The sequence below is a fragment of the Streptomyces sp. LX-29 genome, assembly GCF_029541745.1.
GTDB lineage: Bacteria > Actinomycetota > Actinomycetes > Streptomycetales > Streptomycetaceae > Streptomyces.
Genome location: NZ_CP089746.1, coordinates 6,292,352 through 6,306,469, shown reverse-complemented (window position 1 = coordinate 6,306,469; position 14,118 = coordinate 6,292,352). Strand labels below are relative to the sequence as shown.

The window sequence follows — 14,118 nt, the reverse complement described above, 5'->3', positions numbered from 1 at the left end:
GCACGGACGCCCGGGGCAGGGGGCGGCGGGCGTGTGACGCTTGGAGCATGGCGCGGCGGGCGTGGGCCCGGGGCACCAGGCGGCGGGCGCGTGGCGCCCAGGGCGTGGCGCGGCGGGCGCGTGACGCCCGCCCGCCTCCGACTCAGCCGCCGATCGCCGACATGGGCCGGTCCGGCTGGAGGAAGCCGGGGTCGTCCAGGCCCGAGCCGGCCTTCTTCCCCCACATCGCCACCCGCCACAGCCGGGCGATCTCCTCGTCCGGCGCGCCCGAGCGCAGCGCCCCGCGCAGGTCGGACTCCTCGCGGGCGAACAGGCAGGTGCGCACCTGGCCGTCGGCGGTGAGCCGGGTGCGGTCGCAGGCCCGGCAGAAGGGGCGGGTGACCGAGGCGATGACGCCGACCCGGGCGGGGCCGCCGTCGACCAGCCAGCGCTCGGCGGGCGCCGAGCCGCGCTCCCCCTCGGCCTCCGGGGTGAGCGAGAAGCGGGTCCGCAGACTGGCCAGGATGTCACCCGCGGTGATCATGTTGTCCCGCTGCCAGCCGTGCTGCGGGTCCAGCGGCATCTGCTCGATGAAGCGCAGTTCGTAGCCCTGTTCCAGGGCCCAGGCGAGGAGATCGGGTGCCTCGTCGTCGTTGAGGCCGGACATCAGCACGGTGTTGATCTTGACCGGGGTGAGCCCGGCGGCGCGGGCGGCCGCAAGTCCCGCGATCACGTCGTGGTGGCGCTTGCGCCGGGTCAGCGCCTGGAAGACCTCGGGGCGCAGGGTGTCGAGCGAGACGTTGACCCGGTCCAGACCGGCGCCGCGCAGCGCCTCGGCGGTGCGCGCCAGGCCGATGCCGTTGGTGGTCAGGGAGAGCTTGGGGCGGGGCGCGAGAGCGGCGCAGCGCTCGACGATGGAGACCAGACCGGGCCGGAGCAGCGGCTCGCCGCCGGTGAAGCGGACCTCGGTGACACCGAGGTCGGTGACCGCGATACGGACGAGTCGGACGATCTCGTCATCGGTGAGCAGCTCGGGCTTGGCCAGCCACTGGAGGCCCTCTTCCGGCATGCAGTAGGTGCAGCGCAGGTTGCAGCGGTCGGTCAGCGACACCCGTAGATCGGTGGCGACGCGGCCATAGGTGTCGATCAGCACGGCGGCGACCCCTCCACGGACTCGGATACATGCGCTTCGCTCAATTGTCCCGCAGCGTACGCGACAGGCGCGATCTTCAACAGTTCGTTGAGCGAACGACCCCTTCGCTCGGCCCCGCGCGGTGGCCGTCGCGAGCGCGGGCCCTCGGCGGCGCAGGGGGCGCGAGGGGCCCCGGCGGCACGGGCAGGGCCCCGCGCGGTCTCCCGCGCGGGGCCCTGGGGCCGGGCGCGGCCGTCTCGGCCCGCGCGCCCGGCGTACGCGCCGGGCGGGTGCTCAGTGCGCCCCGTAGCCGGTGAGGGAGCGGACCTCCAGCTCCGCGTACTTCTTCTGGTCCGGCTCCTCCTTGGAGAGCAGCGAGCCGAGCCAGCCGAGCAGGAAGCCCAGCGGGATGGAGATCAGGCCGGGGTTCTCCAGCGGGAACCAGTGGAAGTCCACGTCCGGGAACATCGAGGTCTCCTTGCCGGAGACCACCGGCGAGAAGAGCACCAGGAAGACGGAGGCGAACAGCCCGCCGTAGATGGACCACAGCGCCCCCTGGGTGGTGAAGCGCTTCCAGAAGAGGCTGTAGAGGATCGTGGGGAGGTTGGCGGAGGCCGCCACCGCGAAGGCCAGCGCCACCAGGCCGGCGACGTTCAGATCGCGGGCGAAGACACCGAGCACGACGGCGACGGTGCCGATGCCGACGGTCGCCCACCGCGCGGCCGCGACCTCCTCCGCTTGCGTCGCCTCCCCCTTGCGGATGACGTTGGCGTACAGGTCGTGCGCGAAGGACGAGGAGGAGGCGAGGGTGAGCCCGGCGACCACCGCGAGGATGGTGGCGAAGGCCACCGCCGAGATGATCGCGAGCAGCACCGGGCCGCCGAGCTCCTCGGCGAGCAGCGGAGCCGCCGTGTTGCCCGACTTGTTCGAGGCGATGATGTCCTCGCGCTTGAGCAGCGCGGCGGCGCCGAAGCCCAGCGCGATGGTCATCAGGTAGAAGGCGCCGATGATGCCGATGGCCCAGTTCACCGACTTACGGGCGGCCTGGGCGGTGGGCACGGTGTAGAAGCGGATGAGGATGTGCGGCAGGCCGGCGGTGCCGAGCACCAGGGCGATGCCGAGCGAGATGAAGTCGAGCTTGGTGGTGGCGGTGGCCCCGTACTTCAGCCCCGGCTCCAGGAACGACGCGCCCACACCGCTGTTCCGGGCGGCCTCGCCGAGCAGCTTGGAGACGTTGAAGTCGAACTTGAGCAGCACCAGGAAGGTGATCAGGAGCGTGCCCACGATGAGCAGCACCGCCTTGACCATCTGCACCCAGGTGGTGCCCTTCATGCCGCCGATGGAGACGTAGAGGATCATCACCACGCCGACCAGGACGACGATCAGGATCTTGCCGGCCTCGCTGGTGATGCCGAGCAGCAGCGAGACCAGCACGCCGGCGCCCGCCATCTGGGCCAGCAGGTAGAAGATCGACACGACGATGGTCGAGACGCCCGCCGCGGTGCGGACCGGCCGCTGTCGCATGCGGTAGGCGAGCACGTCGCCCATGGTGTAGCGGCCGGAGTTGCGCAGCGGTTCGGCCACCAACAACAGCGCCACCAGCCAGGCGACGAGGAAGCCGATGGAGTACAGGAAGCCGTCGTAGCCGGCGAGGGCGATGGCGCCCGCGATGCCGAGGAAGGACGCGGCCGACATGTAGTCACCGGAGATCGCCAGCCCGTTCTGGAATCCGGAGAACGAGCGTCCGCCGGCGTAGAAGTCGTTGGCGTCCTTGGTCTGCCGTCCCGCCCAGACCGTGATGACGAGGGTGGCGACGACGAAGACCGCGAAGAGCGAGATGATCAGCGGCCGGTGCTCGCTGGCGTTGTCGGCGGCGAGGCCGATCCCGTCGACGGCGAGGAGGGAGTGGGAGGTGTCGCTCATTCGCCCTCCTCCAGACGGGACTTGATCGCCAGCGCGCGCGGGTCGAGCTTCTCGGCGGCGTGCCGCGCGTACCACCACGCGATGAGGAACGTGGTGACGAACTGGGCGAGGCCGAAGACCAGCGCGATGTTGATGTTGCCGACGACCTTGCTGCCCATGAAGTCGCCCGCGTAGTTGGACAGCAGGACGTAGAGCAGGTACCAGCTGACGAAGGCGACGGTGAGCGGGAAGGCGAACGACCGGTGCGCTCGGCGCAGTTCGCCGAACTCCGGGCTCCCCTGCACTTCGACATAGTGTGGATGGTGCCGTTTCCCCTGCTCATCGACGGGTGCGGTGTCCACTGTCTCTCCTGGTGACATACGGGGGGACGAGAGTGATACGGATCACGCATCGTAGGGCGGGGGCAGTGGTCTTCAACAGAGCTTGATGATGAAAAGTGATCACAACTCCGCTTCAGCCGACCGTCGTTGTGATCATCCAGCCGTCCTCACTACCCCAAAGCGCTCCCGATTGGCGCCTTCTCGCGACGAACTGCGCCCGAACGCCACCCTCTTTGTCGCCCTATCCGCGAGTTGTGGCGGGTTTTCTTCCGCAATCCATTGATTGCCGACCATGATCGGCGCTAGCTTCACTCGTCATGTACCCGTCCGTACGCGAGTCGCGCGTGCGGGCGGCTTATGGATGATGTGGAGATCCCATGGTTCATCTGCGATCCAGACGTCGGCGCGCGCTGTTGGCGCTGCCGGCCGGACTGGCGCTCACCGCGTCCCTCGGGTTCCTGCCGAGCGGCGCCGCGGCCGCCCCGCAGGCCGCGCCCACCGCCTCGGTGGCCACCGACGGCCCGCTGCTGTCGTACGTGGTGAACACCACCGCCGACAAGGCGACCGTGGAGCGGGTCAGCAAGGCCGTCAAGGCCGCCGGCGGCAAGGTGGTGACGGCGCATCAGAAGATAGGCGTGATCGTCGTCCACTCCGCCAACCCGGAGTTCGCGAAGACCATCCGCACCGTCAAGGGCGTGCAGTCCGCGGGCGCCACCCGCACCGCGCCGCTCACCCCCGTGGCCACCACGGACGTCGGCAAGCCGGACAAGGTGAAGGCGCCGCGCACCACCGTCGCCGGCAAGGCGAAGGCCCTGAAGTCGGGCAAGGAGCCGCTGGAGCCGCTCCAGTGGGACATCCCGGCGATCAAGGCCGACAAGGCCGCCAAGATCAACCCGGGCAGCAAGAACGTCACCGTCGCGGTCATCGACACCGGCGTGGACGACACCCACCCCGATCTGGCCCCGAACTTCTCCGCCAAGCAGTCCGCCAACTGTGTGGGCGGCGTGCCGGACACCCGTCCCGGCGCCTGGCGCCCGTACGACCCGGCCGAGGACTACCACGGCACGCACGTCGCCGGCTCGATCGCCGCGGCGCGCAACGGCGTCGGCGTCACCGGTGTCGCCCCGGGTGCGAAGATCTCCGCCATCAAGGTGAGCGACCCGACCACGAGCCTCTTCTACGCGGAGTCCGTCGTCTGCGCGTTCGTCTTCGCCGCCGACCACGGCGTCGAGGTGACGAACAACAGCTACTACGTAGACCCGTGGATGTTCAACTGCAAGGATGACCTCGACCAGGGCGCCATCGTTGACGCCGTGGGTCGGGCCGCGAAGTACGCCCAGAGCAAGGGCGCGATCAACGTCGCCTCGGCCGGCAACTCCAACTTCGACCTGGCCGCCAAGTCGATCGACGACAAGTCGAGCCCGAACGACACCAAGCCGACGGACCGCACCATCGACCCGTCGAAGTGCCTGGACGTGCCGACCCAGCTGCCCGGCGTGGTCACCGTCTCCGCGACCGGTGTGCAGAACCTGAAGTCGTACTACTCCAACTACGGCCTGGGTCAGGTCGACGTGGCCGGCCCCGGTGGCGACAAGTACCAGGTGCCCGAGCTGCCCGCCAAGGACGGCCGCATCCTGTCCACCATGCCCGAGGGCGACTACGCCTACCTCCAGGGCACCTCGATGGCCGGCCCGCACGTCGCCGGTGTCGCCGCGCTGGTCAAGAGCGCGCACCCCAAGTCCAGCCCGCAGGAGATCCAGTGGCTGCTGAAGGCCAACGCGGACAACCCGGGCTGCCCGACCGCGCCGTACGACCCGGACGGCGACGGTGACCTGGACGGCACCTGCACCGGCACCAAGCACGTGAACAACTTCTACGGCTACGGCATCGTCGACGCGCTGGACGCGGTCACCAAGTGACGCGCTGAGCCCTCGGGGGCGGGGCGGCCGGCCCGGCACCGCACGGTGGTGTCGGTGGCCGCGCCCACCCGGGTACGCGGTCGCCCACGCGGCCGCCCCGCCCCCCGCGCCGTCTTCCGTCGCACCCCCGGCACCGGACAGGACGCCGCGACACGGTGCCGGACAACCGCCCGGCAGGCGCTGTCGGACAACCGCCCGCGGAGCGTCGCCGGGCGAGCGCCAGGCGAGGCGCCGCACCAGGCACGAGAACACGAGACACCAGGCACCAGGCACCAGGCACCAGGCACCACGGAAAGGCACCACACACCCGACGAACTGGAGTTCCCATGGCTTCGCGCCCCGCACGACTCCTGCGCACCGCGGCCCTACCCGCGGCCGTCGCCCTCACCGCGACGCTCGCCGTGCTGCCCACCGGCGCCACCGCCGCCGACGCCGGCACCCCCGCCGGCTCCACGACCGTCGCCGACGGCACCTCGCTCAGCTATGTGGTCAACGTCCGTCCCGGACGCACCGATTCACGGGTGGTCCAGAAGGCCATAGCCGACGCGGCGGGCAAGGTCGTCATCGCGTACGACAAGATCGGCGTGATCGTCGTCCACTCCGCCAACCCCGACTTCGCCAAGGTGCTGCGCGAGGTACGCGGCGTCCTGTCGGCCGGCGCCACCCGCACCGCCCCGCTGTCCGCCCAGTCCACCACCGACATCGGCACGCCGAAGCTGCTGTCGGAGAAGGAGCAGCGGGCGGTCGCGGCCCGGGCCGGGGCGGGCCAGGACCCGCTGGAGCCCCTGCAGTGGGACCTGCCCGCCATCAAGGCGGACAAGGCGCACGAGAAGTCGCTGGGCAGCCGCGATGTCACCGTCGCGGTCATCGACACCGGCGTGGACGACACCCACCCGGACCTGGCCCCCAACTTCGACCGCGCGGCCTCCGTCAACTGCGTCTCCGGCGCGCCGAACACCGCCGACGGCGCCTGGCGCCCCGGTGAGCACGAGAGCCCGCACGGCACCCACGTGGCCGGCGAGATCGCCGCCGCGAAGAACGGCGTCGGCGTCACCGGCGTCGCGCCCGGGGTCAAGGTCTCCGGCATCAAGGTGTCCACCACCCAGGGCTTCTTCTACACCGAGGCCGTCGTCTGCGGCTTCGTCTGGGCCGCCGAGCACGGCGTGGACGTCACCAACAACAGCTATTACACCGACCCGTGGATGTTCAACTGCACCACGGACCCGGACCAGCGGGCCCTGGTCGACGCGCTCACCCGGGCGACGAAGTACGCGGAGCGACGCGGCGTGGTCAACGTCGCCGCGGCCGGCAACGAGAACTACGACCTGGCGGCGGACTCGCTCACCGACCCGAGCAGCCCCAACGACACCACCCCCGGTGACCGGACCGTCGACCCGTCCGTCTGCCCGGACATCCCGGCCCAGCTCCCCGGCGTCGTCACCGTCTCCTCCACCGGGGCCAAGACCCTCAAGTCGTCCTTCTCCAACTACGGCCTCGGCGAGATCGACATCGCGGCTCCCGGCGGCGACAGCACCGCCTACCAGAAGCCTCAGCCCCCGGCCACCAGCGGCCAGATCTACAACACCCTGCCCGGCGGCAAGTACGGCTACATGGCCGGCACCTCCATGGCCTCCCCGCACGTCGCCGGGGTCGCGGCGCTCATCAAGAGCACCCACCCCCAGGCCACGGCCGCCCAGGTCAAGCGCCTGCTCGCGAAGCAGGCCGACGACCTCGCCTGCCCGGAGCCGTACGACATCAACGGCGACGGCAAGCCGGACGCGGTCTGCGAGGGCGACGCGAAGTTCAACGGCTTCTACGGGGCGGGTCTCACGGACGCCCTGGACGCCGTGACGAAGTGACCTCCAGCGCCTGACGGCGGCAGGCACCCGCCTTCGCCACTGGCGGGCGGGCGGCACCCCGGTACGCGATCCGGGGTGCCGCCCGTGCCGACCGCAGCGCACGCGCCAGGCACGGCGGCGGCACCGGGCACGGCGGACGCCGCGGAGACACCAGGCACGGCAGGCACGGCAGGCACGGCAGGCACAGCCGGGGGCCACGGCCGGGGCCCCTGCACCATCCGCAGGGCGTCGAGGGCCGGCGGCGACAGCGCGGACTCCCGCAGCCCGGCCAGCGGCAGCCACGCCACCTCACCCGTGGCCTCGTCGGGCTCCACCACCGCCGGTGGGCCGCTCTTCAGGTCGACCAGGTAGAACAGCGCCGTCAGATGCCAGCTCACCCCGAGCCGCCGCGCCACGTACGTCCGCGCGTCCACCAGCCGGGCTTCCACCAGATAGAGCCCGGTCTCCTCCCGCAACTCCCGCGCCAGCGCCTCCACCGGCTGCTCCCCGGGGTCGACGCCCCCGCCGGGCAGGTGCCACGCCCCGGGCGCGAAGACCGGCGAGGCGTCCGTCAGCCGGGTCAGCAACAGCCGGTCCTCGGCGGTGGCGATGGCGTACGCCGAGATCCGTAAGCGCGTCTGACGGTCCAATGATCCCCCTGACGAGACGACGGACTGGGCACTCTAGTCCAACCACCTGTCCGGCTCCCGATGTGCCCGTGCCCCGGGCGGCGTAGCGTGGGAGTACCTACCTGGCGGGGGTGACCATGCAGTTCCCTGAAGAGTCGATCGGCGACCGCGTCGCCCGGTTACGCCTCCGGCGCAGGCTCACGCAGGAGCAGCTCGCCGAGCGGGCGCACGTCTGCGTCGACGTCGTCCGGAAGCTGGAGCAGAACCGGCGCCACGCGGCGCGGCTGTCCACGTTGAACGCGCTCGCCCGAGTGCTGGACGTCGAGACCTCGGTGCTGGTGGGCCAGCCGACCACCTTCGAGGCGAGGGAGGACGGCGACGCGCCGTCGGTGCTGGCGCTCCGCCAGGCGGTGTCCCCCGTGGCCGAGTTGCTGGGCGAGGAACCCGATCCCGAGGAGGCGCCGACCATCGGCGCGCTGCGCGCCTCGCTGCGGTCCACCGAGCACATCCGGCGCGAGGGGCGCATGGGCGAGATCGGCGCCCTGCTGCCCCAGCTCATCGCCGACGCGCGGGCTGCGACCCGCGCCTGCACGGACGCCGACAGGGCGGCGGCGTACGCGGTCCTCGCCGAGGCGTACCAGGTGGCGGCCACCACGCTCACGGCCCTGGGCAGGGAGGACGCCGGCTTCACCGCGTGGGAACGCTCGCTGGAGGCCGCACGCCGCTCGGACGACCCGAACCTGGAGACCGTCGGCGTCTCCACCCTGGCGTGGATCTTCACCAAGCAGGGCCGCCTCGAAGACGCCGAGCGCGTCGCCCTCACCACGGCCGAGCGGATCGAACCGGGCTTCCGCTCCCAGCCCGTCGAGCTGTCGCTCTGGGGGATCCTGCTCCTCCGCGCGGCGACCGCCCTGGTCCGACGGGGCAAGTCCGACACCGTCGAGGACCTGCTGAACCAGGCGTCGGCCGCCGCGGCCCGCATCGGCCGGGACCGCCTCGACTACGCGACCCCCTTCGGGCCGACCAACACCGGCGTCGCCAAGGTCAACTTCCTGGTGGAGCTGGGCCAGTGCGCCCAGGCCCTGCGCACCGCCCGGACCGTCCCCGAACTCCACCGACTCCCCCCCACCTGGCGCGCCCGCTTCCACGTCGACCGCGCCCTCGCCTACGCCGACCTCGGCAAGGAAGACCACGCCACCCGGGCCCTCCTGACCGCGGAGGCCACCGCCCCCGAGTGGATGCGCTACCACGGCACGGCCCGCCGGATCGTCACCGAACTCCGCGACCGCGAGCGCCGACGGAACTCGCCGGTAGGGGAGTTGGCGGGGCGACTCGGTCTCCACGAGTAGGACGACGCGTCCTAGCCGCGCCCGGAGGTCGGACGTCCCGTCCCACCCTCGGGCCGAAGTGGTGCGCACGGTCCCTGGGGTGGGACCACGAGCGGCCATACCGTGCGGGCACCGAAAGGGCGTCGGCCGCACCCCCGCCAGGGCTCCCGGCCGACGCCGCTTCCCCGTGAGGAGCGTGACCGCCCGTGCCCATCCACCACCCCGAACCCTGGTCGCCGCCGGCCGACCCGCTTGCCCAGCCCCTCCCGGCGGGCCGCTGGTGGGATGCCGTGCGGGTCGACGCCGCGCTCGGCGCCCGCGCGTTGGCGTGGCTCGGGGAGGAGAGCGGGGCGGTCATCGAGGACCGGCGCGGCGCGGTCCTCTACTGGCTCGTGCGGCCCGGTACCGCCGGGAGCTGGGCGGTCCCGCAGACCGCGGGGCTCGGCACCGGCCACTACGTCGCCGTGCCGCCGCAGCACCGGGTGGAGGGGCCCGGACCGTACTGGCGGGTGCCGCTCTCCTCCACGCGGTATCTCACCGACGCCGAACTGCTCACCGTCGCGCTGCGCGCCGCGCGCTACGCCGAGTTGGGGCCGAGGAGCCTGCCACGCTACTGCTGCGTGTGCGCGCGACCGGTGGACGAGGCCGTGTTGATCTACCAGGACGCCGCCTCGGGCCCGGGGTCGGCGCGGTACGCGCACGAGGGGTGTGCCCCGCGCGCGGCGGCGGACCCCGAGGCGGAGGCGCGGCGGGGCGCGGTCGAACGGAGCTGGCGCAAGGCGATCGTCCACCTCACCGACTGCGCGGCGTGCCACGCGACCGAGCGCGGGTGCGAGACCGGCCGGCGGCTGCTGCGGGCACACCGGGAGTGCCGGAGGGCGGCCTACCCACCTCGGTGAGACGGGGCCGGGCGGTACCCTGCGATCGAGGGGCCGCCCGACATCGTTTCGAGGGGGAGTTGCCGGGTGCAGGGAGTCGAGAGCGTCGTCTTAAAGCTGGCGGGGACGGTCGTCACGACCGTCGCCAAGTCGCTCTGGGAGAAGCGTCGTAGGGAGCTGACCGCCAAGGAGACCAGCCGACTTGTCGACAAGCTGGCGGGGCGGGTGCGGGAGGCGTGCGGGACCGCAGCTCCCGAACACGAGCGGATCGCCGCCCTGGCCACGGTGTCCGACTGCTTCACCGCTGCGGGTGCGCCTGACCTGAAGCTGCTGCTCTCCCTGGATTTGGAGCCGGAGGCGCTGCGCCGCCATGTGCTGGAAGAGGCGCGCGGCGTGCGGCGGCGCGCCGCCCTCGACGAGGCCGCGGCGGCGCTCTTCGACCGTGTTCTGGACGTGTGTTGCGCCCACATCATCGAGTACGTGACGACGCTCCCGGAGTTCGCGGCCCGCTCGCAGGCGGAACTGATACGCCGCGCGGGACGCACCGAGGCGGCCCTGGAGGACGTGCGGCGGCGTCTCGGCCCCGGCCCGGAGCGCACGGCCGCCGAGTTCGAGACCCGCTACGCGGACTACGTTGCCACCACCCACAGCAGGCTCCAGCTCTTCGGCGTCACCCTCAGCGCCGCCGGCCAGGAATGGGCCCTCGACACCGCGTACATCAGCCTGAGTGTCAGCGGCGAGCCCCCCGACGCCCACGCCGACCTCCACGACCTCGCCCCCACCACTCTGCGGATCGAGCACGCGCTGGCGGACCGGTCCCGCCTCCTCCTGCGTGGTCCAGCAGGCTCGGGCAAGAGCACCCTCGTGCAGTGGCTCGCCACCAACGCCGCGCGCCGCAGCTTCGGGCCGGAGCTCGCCACCTGGAACACGTGCGTGCCATTCGTACTGCGTCTGCGCGCCCTCACCGAGCAGGACTCGCCGCCCCTCCCCCGGGACTTCCTGAGCAGCATGGGCAACCCGCTGGCGGGCGCCGCCCCGCAGGGCTGGGTGGAGGGGCTGCTGGCCTCCGGCCGTGCGCTGGTCCTGGTCGACGGCGTCGACGAGGTCCCGCAGAGGCTGCGCAAGCGCACCGAGGAGTGGCTGCGCAGTCTGGTCGCCGCCTTCCCCGACGCGCGATACGTCGTCACCACCCGTCCCTCCGCGGTCCCGGACTACTGGCTCGCCGGGAACTCCTTCCGCGCTCATTCCCTGCTCCCCATGTCCCGCGAGGACGTGCGGAGCTTCATCACCCACTGGCACGACGCGGCCCGCCGGGAGCCCTCGGCGCCGGCGGACCTGGACGCGTACGAGGAGTCCCTGCTCCAGGCCGTCGCCTCCCGCCGCGAGCTGGCCCACCTCTCCACCAACCCGCTGATGTGCGCCCTTCTCTGCGCCCTCAACCGCGACCGCCGCACGCACCTCCCCCGCGCCCGCAAGGAGCTGTACGACGCCGCCCTGGAGATGCTGCTCGTGCGGCGTGACACGGAGCGGGACATCTGCGCGGTCGAGGGCGTCGAGCTCACGCGGGACGAGCAGACCCTGCTGTTGCAGGAGCTGGCCTACTGGCTGATCCGCAACGGCCAGGTCGAGGCGGCCCGCGACGAGGCCGTGGACATGATCGACACCGCCCTCGCCGCCATGCCCCAGGTGCGCGCGCAGGGCGACGCGCAGCAGGTCTTCCGGCACCTGCTCATCCGCAGCGGACTGCTGCGCGAGCCCGCCCCGGGCGCCGTGAACTTCGTCCACCGTACGTTTCAGGACTACCTGGCGGCCAAGGCGGCAGTGGAGGCTCGGGACTTCGGCCTGCTGGTCAGCAAGGCCCACGACGACCGTTGGGACGATGTCGTACGGATGGCCGTCGGCCATGCCCGACCCGAGGAACGAGCCCGACTGCTGCGCGGGCTCCTACGCCGCGCCGACAAGGTGAAGCGGCACCGGCAGCGGCTGAACCTGCTGGCGGCGGCCTGTTTGGAGCAGGCGCCGCAGCTCGACCCGGCGGTGCGGGGCGAGGTCGAGGGGCGGGTGCGCGAGCTCATCCCGCCGAAGGACTTCTGGGAGGCGCAGGAGCTGGCGATGACCGGGGAGCTGGTGCTGGATCTGCTGCCGGGTCCCCACGAGATCGAGGACGACTGGGGGGCCGCCTTCGTCACCAGCACGCTGCGGCTGGTCGGCGGGCCCACCGCGATGTCACTGCTGGCGCGCTTCCGCCACCACGGCGCCAGTCAAGTGCAGGTGCAGGTCGCCATGGCCTGGGACCGGTACGACGCGGCCGAGTACGTCGACGCGGTCCTCAAGGACGCCGGGGCGGGCGTGTACCTCACCGTGAACAACCTGGAGCAGCTGCGGCTGCTGCCGCGCCTGTCCCAATACACATGGGTGTCCGTCAGCGGCGAACTCCCCCTGTTCGACTACCTCGGCCCGCAGGTCGAGAGCCTCCAGATCAGAGCCAACCCGGAGCTCGACAGCCTGGCCCCCCTCGCGCAGTTGCCAGCGCTCAGAACCCTCAATCTGAGCGCCGGGCTCAAGCCGACGCTGGACATGGGACCTCTGCGTGAGCTCTCGCTCACCAGCTTCGCCCTCGGCTTCGATCTCGCGACCGCCAGCCTGGAGTCCCTGCCCCTCGGACCGGAGCTCAGCCATCTGAGTCTCGCCTCCTCCGCGGAGACCATCGGACTCGACGGCATCGGTCGGTGGCCGCACCTGGCGGCGCTGGATCTCATGGCGTCGCAGCACGGGGGGCAACTCCACCTGCTCGGCGATCTGCCGCGGCTACAGCGGCTGCACCTCGCGCAGCAGGCCGACCTCCACACCGAGGCGCTGCTTCCGAACCGACGGCTGGAGCGGCTGGCGCTCTTCGAGTGCGAACTCCCACACGGGCTTGCCCCGCTCACCGATCTCCCGCTACTCAGGGGCCTGGACCTCTCGCGCTGCACTCAGAACGACGATCCTGTCGACCTCGCACCGCTGCTGGACCTGCCCGACGTCGTCATCACGATCAACGACGGCCAGGTCCGCAACGAACACCTCTTCCCGCCCGACAGGATCGCCCGGCCCCGCCGGATGGGCGTCATGGGGTGATGAGCACCTTCAGCGCCGTCCGCTCGTCCATCGCCTTGTAGCCCTCGGGTACGCCGTCCAGGCCGACGGTCATGTCGAAGACCGGGGACGGGTCGATGGTGCCGTCGAGGATGTCCGGGAGGAGCTCGGGGATGTAGGTGCGGACGGGGGCGACGCCGCCGCGGAGGGTGATGTTTCGGCCGAACATGACGCCCAGGTCCAGGCCCGTCCCGCTGCCGTGTGGGACGCCGACGTAGCCGATGGCGCCGCCGTCCCGGGTGATCTCGACCGCCGTCCGCATGGACTGCTCGGTGCCGACGGCCTCGATGACCGCGTGGGCGCCCTGACCCTTGGTCAGCTCGCGTACGGCCTCCACCGCGGCCTCGCCGCGCTCCGCGACGACGTCCGTCGCGCCGAAGGTGCGGGCGATGTCCGTACGGACCGTGTGTCGGCCCAGGGCGATGATGCGATCGGCGCCCAGCCGCTTGGCGGCGAGCACGCCGCACAGGCCGACGGCGCCGTCGCCGACGACCGCGACGGTCACGCCGGGGCGTACGCCGGCGCCGACCGCGGCGTGGTGGCCCGTGCCCATGACGTCGGACAGGGAGAGCAGGGCGGCCAGCAGCCGGTCGTCGGAGGCGGCGTCGGCGGGGAGCCTGACCAACGTCGCGTCGGCGAACGGGACGCGGACGGCCTCGCCCTGGCCGCCGTCGAAGCCGGCCTGGCCCCAGAAGCCGCCGTGGGGACAGGAGGTGGGGAGGCCCTCGACGCAGTAGTCACAGCTGCCGTCGGCCCAGACGAAGGGGGCGACGACCAGGTCGCCGACGGAGAAGCCGGTCACGCCCGGGCCCGTCTCCTCGATGACGCCCAGGAACTCGTGGCCGATCCGCTGGCCCGGCTGGCGCGCGGTATCGCCTCGGTAGGCCCACAGGTCGCTGCCGCAGACGCAGGCGCGCAGCACGCGGACGACCGCGTCGCCCGGCTCGCGGACCGCGGCGTCGGGAACCTCCTCCACACGGATGTCGAACGGGGCATGGAACGTCGTGGCGCGCATCAGCATCCTTGTCGGGCGAGGG

At 72.0% G+C, this 14,118-nt stretch carries 10 protein-coding genes; 5 read left to right on the top strand and 5 right to left on the bottom strand.

Going from position 1 to position 14,118, the window contains the following annotated elements:
* Positions 1-142 precede the first annotated feature (142 nt).
* The 3 genes from moaA to LRS74_RS26575 form a co-directional block, all read right to left on the bottom strand.
* Positions 143-1,132, bottom strand: a complete 990-nt coding sequence (gene moaA / locus LRS74_RS26585; RefSeq protein ID WP_277743364.1) for a GTP 3',8-cyclase MoaA — start codon at positions 1,130-1,132, stop codon at positions 143-145.
* A 273-nt stretch (positions 1,133-1,405) separates the two neighbouring features.
* On the bottom strand, positions 1,406-3,034 hold the full coding sequence (locus LRS74_RS26580; protein WP_277743363.1) for a cation acetate symporter: 1,629 nt from the start codon (positions 3,032-3,034) through the stop codon (positions 1,406-1,408).
* Entirely contained in the window at positions 3,031-3,375 is a 345-nt protein-coding gene (locus LRS74_RS26575) for a DUF485 domain-containing protein (RefSeq protein WP_277743362.1), read from the bottom strand. Before LRS74_RS26575 ends, LRS74_RS26580 begins: the two co-directional genes overlap by 4 nt.
* 356 nt (positions 3,376-3,731) lie before the next feature.
* On the opposite strand from LRS74_RS26575, the gene LRS74_RS26570 reads away from it, so the two are divergent.
* Positions 3,732-5,273: a S8 family serine peptidase gene (locus tag LRS74_RS26570; RefSeq protein WP_277743361.1), complete on the top strand. Its 1,542-nt coding sequence runs from the start codon at positions 3,732-3,734 to the stop codon at positions 5,271-5,273.
* 326 nt (positions 5,274-5,599) lie between these two features.
* Complete coding sequence (locus tag LRS74_RS26565) at positions 5,600-7,132, top strand: S8 family serine peptidase (RefSeq protein WP_277743360.1); 1,533 nt, start codon at positions 5,600-5,602, stop codon at positions 7,130-7,132.
* On the opposite strand, the gene LRS74_RS26560 is transcribed toward LRS74_RS26565, so the two are convergent.
* Positions 7,087-7,761, bottom strand: coding sequence for an NUDIX domain-containing protein (locus tag LRS74_RS26560; RefSeq protein WP_277743359.1), 675 nt, complete (start codon positions 7,759-7,761; stop codon positions 7,087-7,089). The genes LRS74_RS26565 and LRS74_RS26560 overlap by 46 nt on opposite strands.
* A 116-nt stretch (positions 7,762-7,877) precedes the next feature.
* Between LRS74_RS26560 and LRS74_RS26555 the strand changes: the two genes are divergently transcribed.
* The 3 genes from LRS74_RS26555 (at position 7,878) to LRS74_RS26545 (ending at position 13,063) form a co-directional block, all read left to right on the top strand.
* Entirely contained in the window at positions 7,878-9,089 is a 1,212-nt protein-coding gene (locus LRS74_RS26555) for a helix-turn-helix transcriptional regulator (protein ID WP_277743358.1), read from the top strand.
* Between the two features lie 185 nt (positions 9,090-9,274).
* Positions 9,275-9,967 (top strand): hypothetical protein, encoded by a 693-nt coding sequence (locus LRS74_RS26550; protein WP_277743357.1) that lies wholly within the window; start codon positions 9,275-9,277, stop codon positions 9,965-9,967.
* A 66-nt stretch (positions 9,968-10,033) separates the two neighbouring features.
* Positions 10,034-13,063 carry an NACHT domain-containing protein gene (locus LRS74_RS26545; protein WP_277743356.1) on the top strand — a complete coding sequence of 1,010 codons (3,030 nt, stop codon included), beginning with the start codon at positions 10,034-10,036 and terminating at the stop codon, positions 13,061-13,063.
* Here the strand turns inward: LRS74_RS26545 and LRS74_RS26540 are convergent.
* Positions 13,053-14,096: a zinc-dependent alcohol dehydrogenase family protein gene (locus LRS74_RS26540; protein WP_277743355.1), complete on the bottom strand. Its 1,044-nt coding sequence runs from the start codon at positions 14,094-14,096 to the stop codon at positions 13,053-13,055. The genes LRS74_RS26545 and LRS74_RS26540 overlap by 11 nt on opposite strands.
* Between the last annotated feature and the right edge of the window lie 22 nt (positions 14,097-14,118).